This is a genomic window from Sulfitobacter sp. CW3, assembly GCF_019392245.1.
GTDB lineage: Bacteria > Pseudomonadota > Alphaproteobacteria > Rhodobacterales > Rhodobacteraceae > Sulfitobacter.
Genome location: NZ_JAHXRL010000004.1, coordinates 109,524 through 127,873 on the forward strand (window position 1 = coordinate 109,524; position 18,350 = coordinate 127,873).

Consider the following 18,350-nt stretch of genomic DNA (forward strand, 5'->3'; position numbering starts at 1 on the left):
CCCGTCCGGTATCGGGCGGGACATCAAAGCCGATACAAAATCCTCAAAACCCTGAGGATGATGCCTTTTATGAGGGGTCGCTGCCATCAGGTGCGACGAAATCATCCGCAACGACAGCCCCGCGTTTCCCCAACCGGCGCGATGGCCCTGTAGTCGTATCGACGAGCGTGCGCATTTCGACCTGCGCATTCCACGACGCCCCCACCAGCACCAAAAAGCTGCTGATCCACAACCAAACCAACATCGCTACAACCGCACCAATGGATCCGTAAACCTGATTATAATTCCCGAAATTGGCGACATAATAGCTGAACACGTATGACACGACCGCCCAGGACACGACGGCGAACACAGCACCAACGGTCAGCCAACGCGCACGCGCGCCACGCCGGTTTGGCCCGAAACGGTACAGAACGCCGATCCCCGCCAGCAACACTGTTATCGCAATGGTCCAGCGGATCAGATCCGCGACAATGACCCCAAATGTGCCCAAAGGGATGAACGACAAAAAGATGGGCGCGATCACCACAGTCAGCAATGCGATGATCCCAACCATCACCAACCCAAATGTCAGCACCAAAGCCTGCAGATAATGCCGCGCGAAGTTACGGTTGCGCTGGTGATAGACACTGTTCAAGCCGATCATCATCGCGCCAACCCCTGCCCGCGCCGACCAAAGCGCAGCAAGAACCGATATCGCACCCGCCCAACCCAGCGTTTCAGAACTGGTGGTGACCAATGATACGATCTGCTTGTTCATGATCTTGTAAACGTCATCAGGCAGCAGGCCGCGCATCTCTTCAAGCTGGGCGATCACAACGACAGGGTCAGATATCAAGCTAAGGAGCGCGACCAAAGCCGCCAGCGCCGGAAACAGCGACAGCATGCCATAGAAGGCGACCCCAGCAGCAACCATTCCGATATTTAGTTCGCCGATATCGGTGATCGTTGCCTTGAAGGCTGCCCAATATCGCCTGACTATATTCAACGAAATAAGTCCCAAAAGCCGTGCCTTTTCTGATTGGGTCGCTCTTTGTCCCTCGACTGGCGACCGCGCCCGATACCATCTATTCCTCTTCTTCTACCTCGTCACGCACCTGACCCCAAGCCACGAGCGTAAAGATGATCGTGCCCCCGACGATATTACCCGCAAGCACCGGAATAAAGAAGCCAAACAGCGCCCCGGCAATGCCCAACTGACCATCCAGGATCATCACGGCCATCTCGACCGATCCGGCGACGATATGCGCGAAATCCCCCGCAGCAATCAGCCATGTGAATATCAAGATCAGAAAGAACGAAGACTCGTCCGCTTGGGGTAGCATCCACACAATCAACGCGACAATCACGCCCGCCGGAATAGCCCGCCAGAACCCCTCGTATGCCCCCATATGCGTCGCATGGTGTGACAGTTCCAAGATCGCCGGAATGATGTCTGGCGACAATGCTGGCGTCCAGATAAACAACACCGCCGCAGCAAAAGCGCCAACCACATTCGCGCTTAAAACGATGCCCCACAGACGCAGCATGCACATAAATGAATGCCACGATTTGGCGCGCATCACGGGCAAAACAGTGGTGATCGTGTTTTCGGTAAACAATTGCATCCGCCCCATAATCACAGCCAGAAAGCCCAGCGAATAGCCCAGGTTTTCGACCAAAAACCGGTAGGGCGTGTCAGGCAGATAGGTCCTTAGGATCGCTTCGCCCAACACCGACAGGCTGATCATGATGCCCGCCGCAATGCCCGACCAGATCAAGGACCGTTTGGTGCGCGAAAGCTCTTCTTCGCCTTCGCGGCGGATCACCTCATAGATCAGCTTTGGCGACAGAGATGTCGCCTGCGATACGGAACGCTCGTCATCCTCAGCCTCTTGGCGTTTTTTCCGCGACACGCTGCGTTGAATCAAAGGGGCCATTTGGCTGCTCCCGCAAAAAGGTTACGTTCCGCGCCCGGTCGCGCGCAGATGCATATGACCAAAGCAAATAATTGTGGTTGTGATTTAGCGTTAATCTAGCGCAGAAATCACAAAATCACATAAGCCAACGCAGACAGGGCCGAGAATGTTCACCGAAAATCCAGAACTCACGCAGGCAATCCGCACTAAATTCGCGCATGTCGACAGCTGTCCGTTCCAAGGGCCGCGCATTTTCTTTGAAAACGCAGGTGGTGCTTTGACGTTGAATGCGGTCGTTGAAACCTCCGCTCTGTTTGCCGCGATCCCCGACAATCAGGGCCGTGACAACCCAGCCTCCCATGCGCTTGTTGCGAAAATCAAACAGGCCAAGGCGGATATGGCAGTGTTCTTTAATGCCCCCAGCGGCCAGTTCTTTGTCGGCGAAAGCGGGACAGAGCTGACGTTCCGTCTGATCCGCACCGCCATCATGGGCACCCCCGATGGCGCTGTTATCGGTTCGACCGTTGAACACCCCGCCTCGCGCAGTGCAGCACAACATTGGGCGGGCATGGCAGGCAAACCCTATATCAGCGTCCCCCATGACGATGCCACGGGGCAGGTCACGCCCGCCGCCTATGCCGCGCTGATGACACCGGATGTCCGGGTCGCGACGATCCTGCACACATCGCCTGTTACCGGCATCGCCAATGACGTGGCAGGTATCAGTGCAGCCATCCGCGCAGTGGCCCCCGATGCGTTTATCTTTGTTGATGGCATTCAGCACGCCAGCCACGGGCGCATCGACATCGCCAGCTATGACATCGACGGCTATGTGATCTCGCCCTATAAACTGTTCTCCCGCCACGGCTACGGCATCGCTTGGGCTTCTGATCGCCTTAGCGCGCTGCCAATCGAAACGCTTCAGGGCGGCCCGGCTGGCAATTGGGAAATGGGCACCCGCGATACCGGGTCCTATGCCACTTTCAGCGATGTGGTGCGGTATTTCGAATGGCTGGGGCAGCAGGTATCGGATGAAACCGCCCCCCGCGCCCAGATCGAAGCGGCAGGTGCCGCAATCCACGACCACGAAAAACAGCTCACCGATGCTTTGCTGTTTGGCACAGGTAACCTTGCCGGTCTGGCCGACCTGCCCGATGTCACCATCCTGGGCGGCACCGACAACCCCGACCGCGAAGGGCTGGTCTGCTTTGCCCTCAAATCCGTTCCCGCCGCCGAAATCGTGGAACGGCTGAACGCCCAAGGCATCCGCACCCACCTGCGCAAGGCAGATCATTACTCGGGCAACATCCTGACGCCGCTTGGCCTTGATGCCGCCGTGCGCGTGTCGCTGTGCCACTATAATACGCTCGACGAAGTCCGCGCATTTCTCACTGCAATCAAGGACATCGCTGAATAATCACGCCCGATATGCTTCATTTTGCAAAATAAACTCAAATCCGGCGGTGCATCCCACGACACCGCTTGCCATATCGGCGCGTCCGTTCAAACATGCGCCCATGACAAGCACACTTTCCGCAGCAATTACTGCCAAGCGCGATGACCTCATCGCACTCACCCAAGATTTAATTCGCATTCCGACGCTCAACCCGCCGGGCCGCGACTACCGATTGATATGCGAATACCTTGACCTGCGCCTCAAAAAGCACGGGTTCGAGACACAGCTGATCCGCGCCCATGGCACGCCCGGCGACAGCGCGAAATACCCGCGTTGGAACATCATCGCGCGGCGTGAAGGCACCCGCGCAGGCGAAACCGTGCATTTCAACAGCCACACCGACGTGGTCGAGGTCGGTGCCGGCTGGACCTTTGATCCGTTCGGGGCCGAAATCTCGGATGGCAAGATTTACGGGCGTGGCACCTGCGACATGAAGGGCGGGCTGGCCGCATCCATCATCGCCGCCGAGGCGTTTATCGAAACGCATCCCGAATTTTCCGGCGCGATTGAAATTTCCGGCACCGCAGATGAGGAATCCGGCGGCTATGGCGGTGTGGCGTATCTGGCGGAACAGGGTTTTTTTAACCCTGAACGTGTCCAGCATGTGATCATTCCCGAACCCCTCCAGAAAGACCGCATTTGCCTGGGCCACCGTGGCGGTTGGTGGGCCGAGATTGAAACCAAAGGCGAGATTGCCCACGGGTCGATGCCGTTTCTGGGCGATTGCGCGGTGCGGCACATGGGGGCCGTCCTGTCCGAATTCGAAAACAAGCTGTTCCCCGCCATGGCCGCGCGGCACACAGATATGCCCGTCGTGCCCGAAGGGGCGCGCAGTTCGACCATGAACATCAATTCGATCCACGGCGGGCAAAAGGAAAACGACGCTGATTTCGACGGTCTGCCCGCCCATTGCGTGCCTGACAGTTGCCGGATCACCATCGACAGACGTTTCCTGCTCGAAGAGCCCCTTGATCAGGTGCGCGGCGAAGTGCGCGCATTGCTGGAAGGGTTGCGTGAAACGCGGGTCGATTTCGATTATGAACTGACCGAACTAAACTCGGTTCTGCCCTCGATGACCGACCGGGACGCGCCTGTCGTTCAAACGGTGGCCAACGCAATCCAGGATATCATGGGCAAAGCCCCTGAATATGTCGCCTCGCCCGGGTCGTATGACCAGAAACACATCGACCGGATCGGCAAGCTCAAGAACTGTATTGCCTATGGCCCCGGCCTGCTGGAGCTGGCGCATAAGCCGGATGAATATATCGGCATCGATGACATGATCGACAGCGCCTGCGTGATGGGTGCGGCTTTGGAAACGCTGCTTTTGCCGAAAGATTAGGCGCTAACCCGTAGAAAACGCATCTGATGCTGCGATGGCCAGCCCGTCTACAATGGCGGTCATCGCAGCACCCCGATGCAGTTCCGCCTGCGGAAAGGCGCGGCGCATCGCCATGTCGATCACGCCCATCAGGCTTGATCCGCCAACGAAAATCAGTTTGTTCACATCCGTCGGCGTTAGATCGGCCTGCGCCACAAGGTCGGTCGCAACCTGCGCGATGCTGTTTGCCATTTCATGCAGTGTCGCCGCCATCATCGCGGGGGGCAGTGGCACACGCAAACCACGTTCAAGGATATCCAGCTTGATCTCGGGCGGGGCCGTCGCAGCCGTATCATTCGCCGCGATTTTGCCCGCCTCGACGGCAAAGGCAATGTCGTGGCCCAGCTCGTCCTCAAGCACCTTGACCAGACGGTTCAACAAATCAGGTTCAACCGCATATTTCGCCAGATCATCCACCGCGCGGCGTTGTTCGCGGGTATAAAGGAACGGGATTTTTTGCCATGTCGCCAGATCGGTGAAAACAGCATGGGGTGCTGCATGGGTCTCATTGCCGAACACATGTTTGATCTGACTGCCCATCCCCAGATGTGGCATGACGTGATGCAGGCTTAGCTCTCGGTCGAAATCGGTACCGCCCATGCGCAGGCCCTTACTGGCCAGAATATCAATGCCCGCGTCACCCTGCTGGCGGAAAAGCGTAAAATCCGACGTACCGCCGCCGATATCCACGATCAGCCCCAGATCGCCCGGCGCTAGCACTGCGCGGTTGGCCAGGGCTGCGGCTTCGGGTTCGGGCATGAAACGCACGTCTTTGAACCCGGCCAAGTGATAGCATTCGGTCAGATCAACCAGCGCCTGTTCGTTGCGCGCAGCATCGGCGCTGTGAAACATGACCGGACGGCCCGACAACGCACGATCAAAGGTCTGCCCGGTTGCGGCCTCGGCACGGTTTTTCAGCTCGGTTAGGAAACTGGCAACGATGGCGATGAAATCCATCCGCTTGCCCAGCAACATCCGGCTTTCGCGCATCAACGATGTCCCAAGCAAGCTTTTGAGCGCGCGCATATACCGCCCCTCATCCCCGCCGATCAGCGCCTCTTGGGCACCGCGCCCGTAGATGATCCGTTTTTCTTCAACGTCGAAAAACAGCGCTGTGGGCAGGGTATTCTCGCCTGCTTCGACATCAATAAGATGTGGCACACCATCGATGGCATAGCCCACCGCCGAATTCGACGTGCCGAAATCAATGCCCAAAGTGGAAGATACCGCGGCCATAATGCACCCCTGCCAGATAAAGCGAAGCTGGCGCATAAACCGACAGAACAGGCGGCACAATACAAATCTGTAAGGCGCAAGCCAGCGCTGGCCAAACAGTATCGAACTGAGTAGGCTCCGATCCAGACAGTTAACAGGAGACACCGATGTTCCATCTTCGCTCACTTATTCTTGGCACATGTGCTGCCGCGCTGATGGCCGGCGGTGCCGCTGCAAAAAGCGACATTACCGTCGCGATGCAGCTAGAACCGCCACATCTTGACCCCACCAGCGCCGCCGCTGGCGCAATCGATTCAGTTCTCTATTCAAACGTCTTTGAAGGGCTGACACGTTTTATGGGTGACGGTTCGGTTGTTCCCGGTCTCGCTAAATCTTGGGAAATCTCCGAAGACGGGCTGACCTATCTATTCCACCTGCAAGACAACGTGACCTTTCATGATGGCACCACAATGGACGCCAATGATGTAAAGTTCAGCCTTGACCGGATCAACGCCCAAGACAGCGCCAACGCTCAAAAGGCCCTGTTCAGCGCGATCTCCGAGGTCAACGTGATTGATCCCACAACGGTTGAAATCAAGCTAAGCGCGCCGAACGGCAACATGCTGTTCAACCTTGCTTGGGGGGATGCAGTGATCGTGGCCCCCGAAAGCATTAGCAACATCAAACAGCTGCCCATCGGCACTGGCGCTTTCAAGTTCACCAGCTGGACCCAAGGCGACAACATTATGATCGAAAAGAACCCCAACTACTGGGGTGCGCCTGCCGCGCTGGACATGGCGACGTTCAAATTCATCTCGGACCCGACCGCCGCTTTTGCGTCGGTGATGGCCGAAGATGTGGATGTGTTCGTTGGTTTCCCTGCCCCGGAAAACCTGCCCCAGTTCGACGCTGACCCCCGCTTTCAGGTGCTGGTCGGATCGACCGAAGGCGAAACCATTCTGGCGATGAACAACAAGCAAGCGCCGTTCGACAACGTCCAGGTACGCGAAGCTGTTGCCCATGCGATCAACCGCCAGGCAATCATTGACGGCGCGATGTTCGGCTATGGCACCCCCATCGGCACCCATTTCGCGCCGCACAACCCGGCCTATGTCGATGAAACCGCGATCAGTGCGTTTGATCCTGAAAAATCCAAGGCCCTGCTGGCCGAGGCCGGTTTTCCCGACGGGTTCGAGACAACGCTTGACCTGCCGCCGCCATCCTATGCGCGCCGTGGTGGTGAAATTATCGCCGCACAGCTGGCCGATGTGGGGATCAAGGCCAAGATCAACAATGTTGAATGGGCTCAATGGCTTGAGACCGTGTTCAAGGGCAAGAACTTTGGTCTGACCATCGTCAGCCACACCGAACCAATGGACATCGGTGTTTACGCCAATCCGGATTATTACTTCCAATATAACAACCCGGATTTCCAAGCGTTGATGACCAAACTGAACGCAACGACTGACGAAGATATGCGCACACAAATGCTGGGCGAAGCGCAGCATATCATCTCGCAGGATTATGTGAACGGGTATCTGTTCCAGCTTGCAGCACTAGGTGTTGCCAAAGCCGGCGTTCAAGGTCTTTGGACAAACGCACCCACGCAAGCGACAGATTTGACCGGGGTATCCTGGGCTGAATAAGACGCCGCTGGGCTTTGCAAAATGAATTGAACGCCTCCGCTTTGCGGGGGCGTTTTTCGTTTCAGGGCACACATAGACCCCCTAGCGGGTGCCAACATGATCCGCGCTTAATACCAGCCCACCTGAAACATGCCGCTTTCCACAGCAAAACGGGCGCAATAAATGCGCCCGTTGATACTCGTTACTCAGTTACACTTACTTGGTGCCGGGAAGGCCAGCTGCGGCTTCGCCCACTGTCGCGTCCAGATTGATCTGGCAAGTGCGGTACAGCTGTTCTGTCGCTGTCACAACTTTGGCTTCAGCTGTTGCATTCGATTCTGCGGTGTTACCACCGGTCGCTGCAACGGCCTTGGCATCGCCATCAATCAGCGACCCTTCTTCGGATGTGCCATCAGTGGCTTGGCTTGCTGTTACGTCTGTGGACAGCTCGGTCGCCTTGGAAGTATCTTCCATGGACTCACCGTTGTAGCCATCATCGATCTCGGCGATTGCCAGCGCGGCGATGGTCGCCTGATCATCTGCGGACAACTGGTTAAAGTCAGCGCAGCTCATGTTTGGATCGGCGTGCGCAGCGGCAAATGCTGGTGCGGACATGGTACCCATCAGGGCGGCAATTGCGATTGTTTTAAAAGTAGTATTCATCGTTAAGCTCCTTATCACTCGTTGCTGCCGTCTCAACTCGACCGTTTGTCCAATGGTTCCGGATTTTATTGCCTATTCTGATATCTCATTTTATTTCAGTCGGTTAAAAGACGACAATTCAGCGGCGTTCAGGCCTTTCTTATCTGGACGCATCGAAAATCCGCGCCTAACCTACCCGAATGTTGCGCTACACAATCAAAAGATTGATCTCTCTTTGCATCAGCCTTGCTGTGGCCTCACTTGTCATTTTTGCTGTCATTGAAATTGCGCCCGGTGATCCTGCGTCGTTTATGTTGGGCATCAACGCACAGCCTGAAACCTTGGCCGCTCTGCGCACCGAACTGGGTTTGGATGCCTCCAAGGTTGAACGGTATTTGTCTTGGGTTGGCGGGTTGCTGACGGGTGATTTCGGCACCTCCTACACTTACCGCACCCCCATCGCTGATATGATCGCCGCGCGTTTGTGGGTATCGTTGCCGCTGGCGCTTTATGCGTTGGTGTTGTCCACACTGATCGCGTTTCCGGCAGGGATTTACGCCGCATCCCGCCGGGGCAGTGCTGGCGATCTGGGGGTTATGGGGGCCACGCAGCTGGGCGTTGCCGTCCCTAATTTCTGGTTTGCGATGATGCTGGTGCTGATCTTTGCCATCAACCTGCGCTGGTTTTCAGCTGGCGGATTTGTCGGATGGGACAAAGGGTTATGGGCCGGGCTACACGCCCTGACCTTGCCCGCAATCGCCTTGGCCCTGCCGCAAGCCGCCATTTTGGCACGGGTCATGCGGTCGGCGCTGCTGGATGTGTTGGGCGAAGATTACATGCGTACCGCCCGCGCCAAAGGTCTGACCGAACGTCAGGCGCTGTGGCGGCACGGGCTACGCAATGCGTTGATCCCGGTGCTGACGATCATCGGTTTGCAGTTCTCGTTCCTGCTGGCCGGGGCGATCATCATTGAACAGGTATTTTACCTGCCGGGTCTGGGGCGGCTGGTGTTCCAATCAATCTCGGCACGCGATCTGATTGTCGTCGAATCCGTCGTGATGCTGTTGGTGTTTTCCGTGATCGTGGTTAATTTTCTGGTCGATCTGGCCTATGCCGCCGTCGATCCGCGCCTAAGGTCACGCACATGAACCGCAATCTGATCCTTGGCGCGGCCCTTACGGGCGTGTTCATTCTGGCCGCATTGGTGTCGTTCATCTGGACGCCCTTTGATCACACCGCGATGGACATCCCCAATAAACTTCAAGGGATCGGTGGTGAACATATTCTGGGCACCGACCATTTTGGCCGCGATATTCTAAGCATGATTATGGTCGGCGCGCGCACGTCCATCGCCGTGGCGCTGGTGGCGGTTGGCATCGGCATGGGGTTGGGTATCCCGCTGGGCCTATGGGCTGCCGCGCGGCGGGGGTCGCTGGTGGACGAAATCATCATGCGCGGCAACGATCTGATCTTTGCCTTCCCCTCACTCGTCATTGCCATTTTGATCACAGCGATATTCGGGGCCAGCGCCATCAATGCCATCATCGCCATCGGCATTTTCAACATCCCCGTGTTTGCCCGCATCACCCGCGGTGCCGCGCTAAGCCTGTGGGAACGCGAATTTATCTTAGCCGCCCGCGTTGCCGGAAAATCCGCCGCACGGATATCGGTCGAACATATTCTACCAAACGTCACCAATCTGTTGATCGTCCAAAGCACCATCCAATTCAGTCTGGGTATTCTGGCCGAGGCTGGCCTGTCCTACGTTGGTTTGGGTGCCCAACCACCAACGCCGTCTTGGGGCCGGATGCTGGCCGACGCGCAAACGCTGGTGTCAATCGCACCCCATATGGCACTGATCCCGGGTTTCGCGATCATCCTAACCGTTCTGGGGCTGAACCTGATGGGCGACGGGCTGCGCGATTACCTTGATCCGCGGCTGCGGGTGACACGCGTATGACATTGCTGAACATCACCAATCTGTCGATCGCGATCCATATGTACCCGATCTTGCATGATGTAACGATTTGCGTGAACCCCGGCGAAATTGTTGCTGTGACTGGCGAAAGCGGGTCCGGTAAATCCATGACCGCCCTAGCCGCGATGCAACTGCTTCCCAAAGGCGCGCAAGCCACCGGTCACATCATGCTGGGCGATCAGGATCTGCTGAAACTGTCCGAACAGGAACTGTGCGGCATCCGCGGCAACGACATCGGCATGGTGTTCCAAGAACCGATGACTGCGCTAAACCCCGTGCAAACCATTGGCGATCAGGTCGCCGAAACGATCCGTGTGCATGACCGGTCTGTATCCCGCAGGGACGCGCTGGCCCGCGCCGCCGAAACCTTGGAACGTGTTGGCCTGCCCCAAGCCAAATTCCCGCTCACCCGCTATCCCCACGAACTGTCTGGCGGCCAACGTCAGCGCGTTGTCATCGCGATGGCCATCGCCCTGCGCCCCCGATTGCTGATCGCGGATGAACCCACAACAGCGCTTGATGTCACCACGCAGGCGCAAATTCTCGACCTGCTCAAATCACTGGCCAAAGCTGACAATATGGGCCTGCTGATGATCACCCATGATCTGGCCGTTGTTGCCGACATGGCCGATCGGATTATCGTCATGCGCAAGGGCGAGATCGTCGAACAGGGCGAGACCCAAGCGCTTCTGCGCGAGATGCACCACCCCTATACGAAAATGCTGTTCGCTGCATCCAATCACAAGGTCGCACTGCCCGCCGCGCCCGCACCCTCGCCGCTGCTTGAGGTGCAAAATGTCAGCCGGGATTACCGCCTACCACGCACCACCGTATTTGGCAGCCCCGGCACATTCCGGGCCGTCGATAACGTATCCTTTACGCTCAAGCGCGGCGAACGTTTGGGCCTTGTCGGTGAATCCGGCTGCGGAAAATCGACCCTAACACGGGCGATATTGGGGTTAGAACAGGTGCAAGACGGCACAATCACCTTGGACGGCGAACCGGTTTTCACCGCAAACAAGCCAAACCTCGCCGTACGTCGCAAGATGCAGGTGGTGTTCCAAGACCCCTTTGGCAGCTTCAACCCGCGCCACCGCGTCGACCGTCTGATTACCGAACCGTTTCACCTGCTGGCCGACCCGCCCAAAGGTGCCGCCCGCGACACTGCCATCGCCGAGGCCCTGACAGCCGTCGGTCTGACCCCGGATGACGCGCATAAATACATTCACGAATTTTCGGGCGGCCAACGGCAACGCATCGCCATCGCACGCGCCCTGATCATCCGCCCCGACCTGATCCTGTTTGACGAGGCCGTGAGCGCGCTTGATGTGTCGGTCCGCGCGCAAATCCTCGATCTGCTGGCCGATCTTTGCAAGGCCTACGATCTAACCTACCTGTTCATCTCGCATGATTTATCCGTGGTGCGCACCATCACAGACCGCGTGCTGGTCATGAAATCCGGCCAGATCGTTGAACAAGGCGACACAAAAACCGTATTCGAAGCCCCGCAACACCCCTACACGCAGGCTCTCCTTGCGGCGGCACCTGTCCTGCCTGAATTAGGGAATGTTGACCCATGACGCTGTCCATTGCACCCGTGCCTGAACAAGATCGCGCCGTGCTGGATGGCATGGCCAAGGCATATTTCGCCGAAATTTTTCCCGATGGCCCCAACTATTACCCCGCGGCGTTGAACCGGTACTGGGCAGAAGAGGGCCGACATCCCTATGTGATCAATCTTGACGGTGCGCCCATCGGGTTTGCGCTGGTCTGGAACCACGCCGATGGCACCCATGAACTGGCTGAATTTACGATCCAACCCGATCATCGGCGTCAAGGGATCGGCACGCAGGCGGCCTATCTGGTTTTTAACGCGCTTGGCGGGGATTGGACGCTGGGCGTCGTCCAAAACTCACCCGGCAGTATGGCCTTCTGGGAACAATGCCTGACGGATTGCGAAAACGCCTGCGAGATTACAGCAGGCCCGCCCAAAACGCCCCATCAATGTGGCAGCTTCAATTTTCGGATTGAACGCCAATAGCTTAGACCACAACCGAACGTCGGATTCAGTGTTAACTTCTTGTTTACGCCACTTGGCGGGGGCCAATAACCTGCGTAGCATGCACCTGACATCCACCAAATAAAGGAGCCCCCAACATGCGACTGACAGGAAAAACCGCAATCGTGACCGGAGGTGCCTCCGGCTTTGGCGCGGGCATCGTACGCCGTTTTCTCCAAGAAGGCGCGCGCGTCATGGTGGCCGATATCAACGGCGACGCCGCCCAGCAGTTCGCGACCGAAATGGGCGATCATGCCATCGCCCAACAGGTTGACGTCGGCAACGGCCCATCCGTTCAGGCCATGACCGATGCAGCGCTTGATGCTTGGGGCCATATCGACATCCTGATCAACAACGCCGGCGTATCACACATGCCTGCCCCGCTTGAAACCATCACCGAGGAAGACTTTGACCGGGTCACTTTGGTGAATATGAAATCGGTTTACCTCACCGCCCGCAGCATTGTGCCCCATATGAAACAGCGTCAATCCGGCGCGATCCTGAATGTGGCGTCCACCGCAGGCGTGTCCCCGCGGCCCAATCTGAATTGGTATAATGCCTCGAAAGGGTGGATGATCACCGCCACAAAAACCATGGCCGTTGAACTTGCCCCCCAAGGTATCCGCGTCAACGCGATCAACCCGGTTGCGGGCGAAACACCCCTCCTGAAAACCTTTATGGGCGAAGACACCCCCGAAATGCGCGCCAAGTTCTTGTCCACCATCCCGCTGGGCCGCTTCAGCCAACCCGAAGACATGGGCAACGCGGCGCTCTTCCTCTGCTCGGACGAGGCAAGCATGATCACCGGCGTCGCAATGGAAGTCGACGGCGGCCGTTGTATCTAAGGGTCTTTCATTTTGCCAAATAAACTCCCCGCGGAGCGTTCCGTCCTCTTAACAGGCAACTACTTATGAAAACCGGGCCCAAAAACCTGATTACCGACGTCGCTGGTCTCTATGTTGGTAACGCCCAGGATGATGCGCTGAAATCCGGCACGACCGTTCTGCTGGGCGACCATCCCTTTACCGCATCTGTTCATGTGATGGGCGGCGCGCCCGGCACCCGCGAGACTGACCTTTTGGCACCTGACAAATCTGTCGCGGCCGTTGATGCCTTGGTGTTGTCCGGGGGATCAGCTTACGGTCTGGATGCCTGCTCAGGTGTGGTGGACGGGCTGCGCGCTGCGGGCCGCGGGTTTCAAGTGGGTGCCGCGACAATCCCCCTGGTGCCCGGTGCGATCCTGTTCGACCTGCTGAACGGCGGGCAGAAAGACTGGGCCGATAACCCTTACAGGTCCCTTGGCCGTGCCGCACTGGATGCCGCCAGCGACAGTTTCATGCTTGGCACAGTGGGCGCAGGCACCGGCGCGCTTAGCGCGATGGTCAAAGGCGGGCTAGGTTCTGCATCCCTGCAACTCCCGGACGGGACGATGGTGGGTGCGTTGGTTGCCGCAAATCCCGTGGGGGCCGTGACGACCCCGGGGGATCGCCATTTCTATGCAGCACCCTTTGAAATGAACGGCGAATTTGGCGGGTTTGGGCCTGATATGAACAGCGGTTTGGGCCTTAATCTGGACAGCCGTAAAACAGCCGCGATGTCGCCGCGTGAAAACACCACCATCGCGATCGTGGCGACAGATGCGACCCTAACCAAGGCGCAATGCAAGCGGATGGCCGTTGCCGCACATGATGGCATCGCCCGCGCAACCGTCCCCGCGCACACGCCCCATGATGGTGATCTGGTGTTCGCGCTCAGCACCGCAGATCACGAGGTAGATGACCGCATGCTGCCTCTCATCGGGCACGCCGCATCCCTGTGCCTTGCCCGCGCAATTGCCCGCGCCGCATACGAGGCCACCCCAGCCCCCAATGATCTGCTGCCCTGCTGGAGAGACCTGAATGCCTGAACTGTCCCTGCCAGACATAACACTGCATTACGAGGTCAGCGGCACCGGCCCGCCGCTGTTGATGATCGCAGGAATGGTCAGTGACAGCGCAAGCTGGGCACCGGTAATCCCCTTGTTAGAGCCTTTTTTCACTCTGATCCGGCCCGACAACCGCACGACAGGCCGGACCACGCCGGTTGATGCACCCGTCTCGGTCAGCATCTATGCGCAGGATTGCGCCGCGCTGTTGGATCATCTGGACATGCCGCAGGCCCATGTTCTGGGTCATTCAATGGGCGGTATGATCGCGCTTGAGATGATGCAATCTGTTCCCGCCAAAATCGCCAGCCTGACCCTTGCCGCCAGCGCACCCATCCGTTTGACCCGCAACTTGGCCCTGTTCAACGCGTTGCTTGCGATCCGGCAAAGCAATGCCGCCCCTGACACCTGGCTGCGCGCGTTCTTTCCGTGGCTTTTTGCCCCTGCCGTTTACGATATTCCCGGGGCTGTTGATGATGCCGCATCCGCATCGCTGGCCTATGCCCACGCGCAAACGGTTCAGGGCATGGCGCATCAGTTGCAGGCGTTGGATAGCTATCAGCCCGCACATCTGCCACCCGAATGGCCCGTCCCTGCCCAGGCGTTGCTGGCAGCGGATGACATGCTAATCCCGCTGCCCTTGGCGCAATCGGCACTGTCTGGATTACCGGTTCATATCGTCCCTAACGCGGGGCATTCGATACATTGGGACGCCGCTAACACCGTGGCGGATCACGTCAAAACCATCGCACAAACCCATCCGATAAGGGGCGCGTTATGACCACCGATCTTTATGGCCTGCCAATTACCACGCAAAACCCGCAGACGGTTCAAGGGATCAACGATTTCATCCACGGTTTTATCGCCTATGAAACCAAGGCCCCCAATATCATCCCGACCGCCGATGCGGCCCCTGACTGCGCGCTGGCCAATGCTTATGCCGCAATGCTGTGGATGTTTCTTGAGGCCCCCGTCGCCCCCCAAAAGGCCGCGCCCTATATGGCACGCGCACGCGCTGCGAGACCGGGCACCCCGCGCGAGGCGCAGGTGATCGACACCATCGGCCATTGGGTTGATGGCGATATCCCCGCGATGCTGGCGGGATGTGATGCCATCACAACCGACCATCCCCGCGATGTCGTCATGCTAAAGCTGGCGCAGTATCATCTGTTCAACACAGGCGATGCCGCTGGCATGTTGCGCTTTGCCCTCAAGGCGCTGCCAGATGCCGCGGATATTCCCTATGTGCACGGCATGATCGCGTTCGGATATGAGCAATGTCACCTGCTGGAGGACGCCGAAACCGCCGCGCGGCAGGCGATGTTCTTGCGGGGCGATGAGCCTTGGGCGCATCATGCCTTGGCCCACGTCATGCTGACCCAAGGGCGCGTCGCTGAAGGGGCCGCGTTTCTGGAAAGCGTTGCAGGCACCTGGCAAAATCTGAATTCCTTTATGCGCAGCCATAACTGGTGGCATTTGGCGTTGTTTTACTTGTCGCAGGGGCGTCACGACGATGTGTGCCGCGCCTATGACACGCATATTTGGGGCCTCGAAAAGGATTATTCGCAGGATCAGGTTGGTGCAGTGTCGATGCTGGCCCGAATGGAATTTGCAGGCGTCAGCGTCGGCGATCGTTGGGCCGATGTGGCAGATCACATCGCGATGCGCGGTCAGGACACGGTCAGCGCCTTTCTAACGCTGCAATACCTATACGCGCTTGGCCGCACGGCCCGCCCCGAAGTGCAATCCTTGATGGCCGCAATCGAAGCGCGGGCGGCGGATACCGCCCCCTATGACCACGTTGCATGGGCCGAGGTCGCCCTGCCAGCGGCACGGGGGATCATCGCCCACAGCAAGGGGGATTGGCCCACCGCAATCACGCAATTGGGTCAGGCATTGCCCCGCATGGCCGAATGTGGCGGCAGCCATGCGCAGCGTGATCTGTTTGAGCAGATCCATCTAGATGCCTTGGTTCAGGATGGCCGCGCATCCGCCGCGCAACAAGTGCTTGAAATGCGCCGCACCTATGATCCTGACGGCGTTCCGTTAAATCTGCTGCTGGGGGATATTTACGAGAAATCCGGCCTGCCCGAACAGGCGGCCAAGGCCCGCGCGCGTGCTGAAAACACACGTTCCACAGTGGCGTCGCGGTAAGCTATAGCGCACTAAAATGCCCGCCCAAGTTTTCCAACGGGCGGGCTTTATCGACGTGTTAGGGTCGATTATTCGCTTTTGGGTGCTTCTTCTTCACCCATGTCCTCGGTCGCTGCGGGGGACACGCTTGCCAGATAGGCCGCGACGTCTTCGCCACCCTTACGCAGCTTGAACGACATCTTGGACCGCGCTTTGCTATCGTCCAGCGTTTCACGCAAAAATTCAGTGGGGTTGGTCATATAGGCGGCCAAGGAGGCCTCGTCCCAGATCAGGCCGGCATCGCCTGCTTCGACCAGTGATTTACCGTATTTATAGCCATCAACCGATCCCGCCTGACGCCCAACGATGTTGAAAAGGTTCGGGCCGGTTTTGCCGCCTTTTTGGATAACTTCGCCTGCATCATCCACAATTGCGTGGCACGCCTTGCACTTGCCAAAGTTCTTTTCGCCAGCGGCGACATCGCCTGCGCTGTGGCTGTCTGCAAAAACGGGTGCGGCAAAGACAGTTGCCACCAGTGCTGTATAGATCAATTTCATCAGTAATCTCCCTAGAAACCTAGGCGTTTTAGATAGCGTGGAATTGCACTAGTCAACATCAGCCGTTCGGCAGATTTCAGCCTGCGTCGGGCTGGAATTCGGGCGATGCATCGTTCAGCGCAGGGATCGCCAAACAGTTTTCATGGATGCGCCGGATCGTTGGATAGGGGGTCATATCCACATTAAACCGGGCGTTGTTCAAGACCTGAGCATACAGACATAAATCTGCCAATCCGACCTTGTTTTTATGGCAAAAATCACCTGTTTCAGGGTCAGAAGACAGGCGTGTTTCCAACGCATCCATGCCAGCGCTGGCCCATTTCCGAAACCACGCGGCCTTCCCCTCTGCATCGGCACCAAACTCGGCCTCGAGATGTTTTAGGATGCGCAGGTTGTTCACGGGATGGATATCTAATGCGACAATATGCGCAAGGCTGCGCACCCGTGCACGGCCCCACGGATCGGCTGGTAACAGCGGTGGTTCGGGGTGCACCTCGTCCAGCCATTCGATAATCGCAAGCGATTGCGGCAATGCGCCCTGCGGCGTCACCAAGGTTGGCACCAACCCCGAAGGGTTGAGCGCCAGATGCTCGGCGCTGGCCTGTTCCCCCTTGAGCAACGACAGGGGGATATAATCAAATGCCAACCCTTTGAGGTTCAGCGCGGCGCGCACCCGAACCGAGGTCGAGCTGCGAAAATAATTGTGCAGCGCCAGATCGGTCATGCGCGCGGGCCGATGGTGACCTCAAGCGTTCCGATGCCGTCAACGCCCCCCGTGACCACATCGCCCCCGACGATTGCGCCAACCCCGGCCGGTGTGCCCGTCATGATGATATCGCCCGGTGCCAATGTCATCGAACGCGACAAGATCGACACATGTTCGCGTACTGACCAGATCAGATCGGCCAGATCGGCGTCTTGTTTCGTCTCGCCATTTACGGCCAGCCAGATGCGCCCGGTTTCCACCGAAGGCACATCAGCAATCGGCACAATCGGCGCGATAGGGGCAGAGTGATCAAAGGCTTTGCCCCAATCCCACGGACGGCCCATCGTCTTGGCCTCGTTTTGTAAATCGCGGCGGGTCAGGTCGATCCCGACCGACGCCCCCCAGACATGATCCATCACATCGTCTTCGGCGATATCACGGCCACCTTTGCCAATCGCGATGATCAATTCGATCTCGTAATGCAGGTTTTCGGTCAGCGGCGGATAAGGAACAGTGCAAGGCGTATCAACAGCCGCGTCTGCCGGTTTGGTAAAGAAAAACGGGGCCTCGCGGCTTGGGTCTTTGCCCATTTCAATCGCGTGAGCCTCGTAATTGCGCCCGACGCAAAAGATGCGCCGTATCGGAAACCGCGCGTCTGATCCCTCGATGGCTAGGCTTGCCTGTTTTGGGGGCGCGAATGCGTAGATATCGGATGTCATGGGCGGATCCTTTATAACCTTTTAGGCCAAGGGATAGCGCCCAATTCTGCTGGCGTC

At 57.9% G+C, this 18,350-nt stretch carries 18 protein-coding genes; 11 read left to right on the forward strand and 7 right to left on the reverse strand.

The annotated features are described in order from the left end of the window. Positions 1-67 precede the first annotated feature (67 nt). Together KZZ06_RS10635 and KZZ06_RS10640 are read right to left on the reverse strand one after the other, a co-directional pair. Entirely contained in the window at positions 68-988 is a 921-nt protein-coding gene (locus tag KZZ06_RS10635) for a YihY/virulence factor BrkB family protein (protein ID WP_257884312.1), read from the reverse strand. Between the two features lie 79 nt (positions 989-1,067). Further along, positions 1,068-1,919 carry a formate/nitrite transporter family protein gene (locus KZZ06_RS10640; RefSeq protein WP_219580017.1) on the reverse strand — a complete coding sequence of 284 codons (852 nt, stop codon included), beginning with the start codon at positions 1,917-1,919 and terminating at the stop codon, positions 1,068-1,070. A 145-nt stretch (positions 1,920-2,064) separates the two neighbouring features. On the opposite strand from KZZ06_RS10640, the gene KZZ06_RS10645 reads away from it, so the two are divergent. Both KZZ06_RS10645 and KZZ06_RS10650 read left to right on the forward strand, forming a co-directional pair. Beyond that, the gene (locus KZZ06_RS10645; protein ID WP_219580018.1) at positions 2,065-3,315 is read left to right on the forward strand and encodes an aminotransferase class V-fold PLP-dependent enzyme; all 1,251 of its coding nucleotides are present in this window, start codon (positions 2,065-2,067) and stop codon (positions 3,313-3,315) included. 100 nt (positions 3,316-3,415) lie between these two features. Next, entirely contained in the window at positions 3,416-4,696 is a 1,281-nt protein-coding gene (locus KZZ06_RS10650; RefSeq protein ID WP_219580019.1) for an acetylornithine deacetylase/succinyl-diaminopimelate desuccinylase family protein, read from the forward strand. A 3-nt stretch (positions 4,697-4,699) separates the two neighbouring features. On the opposite strand, the gene KZZ06_RS10655 is transcribed toward KZZ06_RS10650, so the two are convergent. Next, entirely contained in the window at positions 4,700-5,971 is a 1,272-nt protein-coding gene (locus KZZ06_RS10655) for an Hsp70 family protein (RefSeq protein ID WP_219580020.1), read from the reverse strand. A gap of 146 nt (positions 5,972-6,117) precedes the next feature. Here KZZ06_RS10655 and KZZ06_RS10660 point away from each other — a divergent pair, with 146 nt between their 5' ends. After that, positions 6,118-7,596: an ABC transporter substrate-binding protein gene (locus KZZ06_RS10660; RefSeq protein WP_219580021.1), complete on the forward strand. Its 1,479-nt coding sequence runs from the start codon at positions 6,118-6,120 to the stop codon at positions 7,594-7,596. 195 nt (positions 7,597-7,791) lie between these two features. On the opposite strand, the gene KZZ06_RS10665 is transcribed toward KZZ06_RS10660, so the two are convergent. Then, positions 7,792-8,238: an HdeA/HdeB family chaperone gene (locus KZZ06_RS10665; protein ID WP_219580022.1), complete on the reverse strand. Its 447-nt coding sequence runs from the start codon at positions 8,236-8,238 to the stop codon at positions 7,792-7,794. 179 nt (positions 8,239-8,417) lie between these two features. Between KZZ06_RS10665 and KZZ06_RS10670 the strand changes: the two genes are divergently transcribed. The 8 genes from KZZ06_RS10670 to KZZ06_RS10705 all read left to right on the forward strand — a co-directional run bounded on the left by KZZ06_RS10670 (position 8,418) and on the right by KZZ06_RS10705 (position 16,332). Continuing rightward, the gene (locus tag KZZ06_RS10670) at positions 8,418-9,365 is read left to right on the forward strand and encodes an ABC transporter permease (RefSeq protein WP_219580023.1); all 948 of its coding nucleotides are present in this window, start codon (positions 8,418-8,420) and stop codon (positions 9,363-9,365) included. After that, on the forward strand, positions 9,362-10,177 hold the full coding sequence (locus KZZ06_RS10675; protein WP_219580024.1) for an ABC transporter permease: 816 nt from the start codon (positions 9,362-9,364) through the stop codon (positions 10,175-10,177). The genes KZZ06_RS10670 and KZZ06_RS10675 overlap by 4 nt, the downstream gene beginning before the upstream one ends. After that, the gene (locus KZZ06_RS10680; RefSeq protein ID WP_219580025.1) at positions 10,174-11,775 is read left to right on the forward strand and encodes an ABC transporter ATP-binding protein; all 1,602 of its coding nucleotides are present in this window, start codon (positions 10,174-10,176) and stop codon (positions 11,773-11,775) included. Before KZZ06_RS10675 ends, KZZ06_RS10680 begins: the two co-directional genes overlap by 4 nt. Then, complete coding sequence (locus KZZ06_RS10685) at positions 11,772-12,236, forward strand: GNAT family N-acetyltransferase (RefSeq protein WP_219580026.1); 465 nt, start codon at positions 11,772-11,774, stop codon at positions 12,234-12,236. Before KZZ06_RS10680 ends, KZZ06_RS10685 begins: the two co-directional genes overlap by 4 nt. 116 nt (positions 12,237-12,352) lie before the next feature. Next, positions 12,353-13,099, forward strand: coding sequence for an SDR family oxidoreductase (locus KZZ06_RS10690; RefSeq protein WP_219580027.1), 747 nt, complete (start codon positions 12,353-12,355; stop codon positions 13,097-13,099). Between the two features lie 65 nt (positions 13,100-13,164). Beyond that, a complete protein-coding gene (locus KZZ06_RS10695) occupies positions 13,165-14,160 on the forward strand; it encodes a P1 family peptidase (protein WP_219580028.1) in 996 nt (331 codons plus the stop codon). Continuing rightward, complete coding sequence (locus tag KZZ06_RS10700) at positions 14,153-14,959, forward strand: alpha/beta fold hydrolase (protein WP_219580029.1); 807 nt, start codon at positions 14,153-14,155, stop codon at positions 14,957-14,959. The genes KZZ06_RS10695 and KZZ06_RS10700 overlap by 8 nt, the downstream gene beginning before the upstream one ends. After that, positions 14,956-16,332, forward strand: coding sequence for a tetratricopeptide repeat protein (locus tag KZZ06_RS10705; RefSeq protein WP_219580030.1), 1,377 nt, complete (start codon positions 14,956-14,958; stop codon positions 16,330-16,332). The genes KZZ06_RS10700 and KZZ06_RS10705 overlap by 4 nt, the downstream gene beginning before the upstream one ends. A gap of 68 nt (positions 16,333-16,400) precedes the next feature. Here KZZ06_RS10705 and KZZ06_RS10710 read toward each other — a convergent pair whose 3' ends face one another. The 3 genes from KZZ06_RS10710 to KZZ06_RS10720 all read right to left on the reverse strand — a co-directional run bounded on the left by KZZ06_RS10710 (position 16,401) and on the right by KZZ06_RS10720 (position 18,293). Further along, the gene (locus tag KZZ06_RS10710; protein ID WP_219580031.1) at positions 16,401-16,868 is read right to left on the reverse strand and encodes a cytochrome c family protein; all 468 of its coding nucleotides are present in this window, start codon (positions 16,866-16,868) and stop codon (positions 16,401-16,403) included. 76 nt (positions 16,869-16,944) lie between these two features. Next, positions 16,945-17,592: a maleylacetoacetate isomerase gene (gene maiA / locus KZZ06_RS10715; RefSeq protein WP_219580032.1), complete on the reverse strand. Its 648-nt coding sequence runs from the start codon at positions 17,590-17,592 to the stop codon at positions 16,945-16,947. Further along, positions 17,589-18,293, reverse strand: a complete 705-nt coding sequence (locus KZZ06_RS10720; protein WP_219580033.1) for a fumarylacetoacetate hydrolase family protein — start codon at positions 18,291-18,293, stop codon at positions 17,589-17,591. The genes maiA and KZZ06_RS10720 overlap by 4 nt, the downstream gene beginning before the upstream one ends. Between the last annotated feature and the right edge of the window lie 57 nt (positions 18,294-18,350).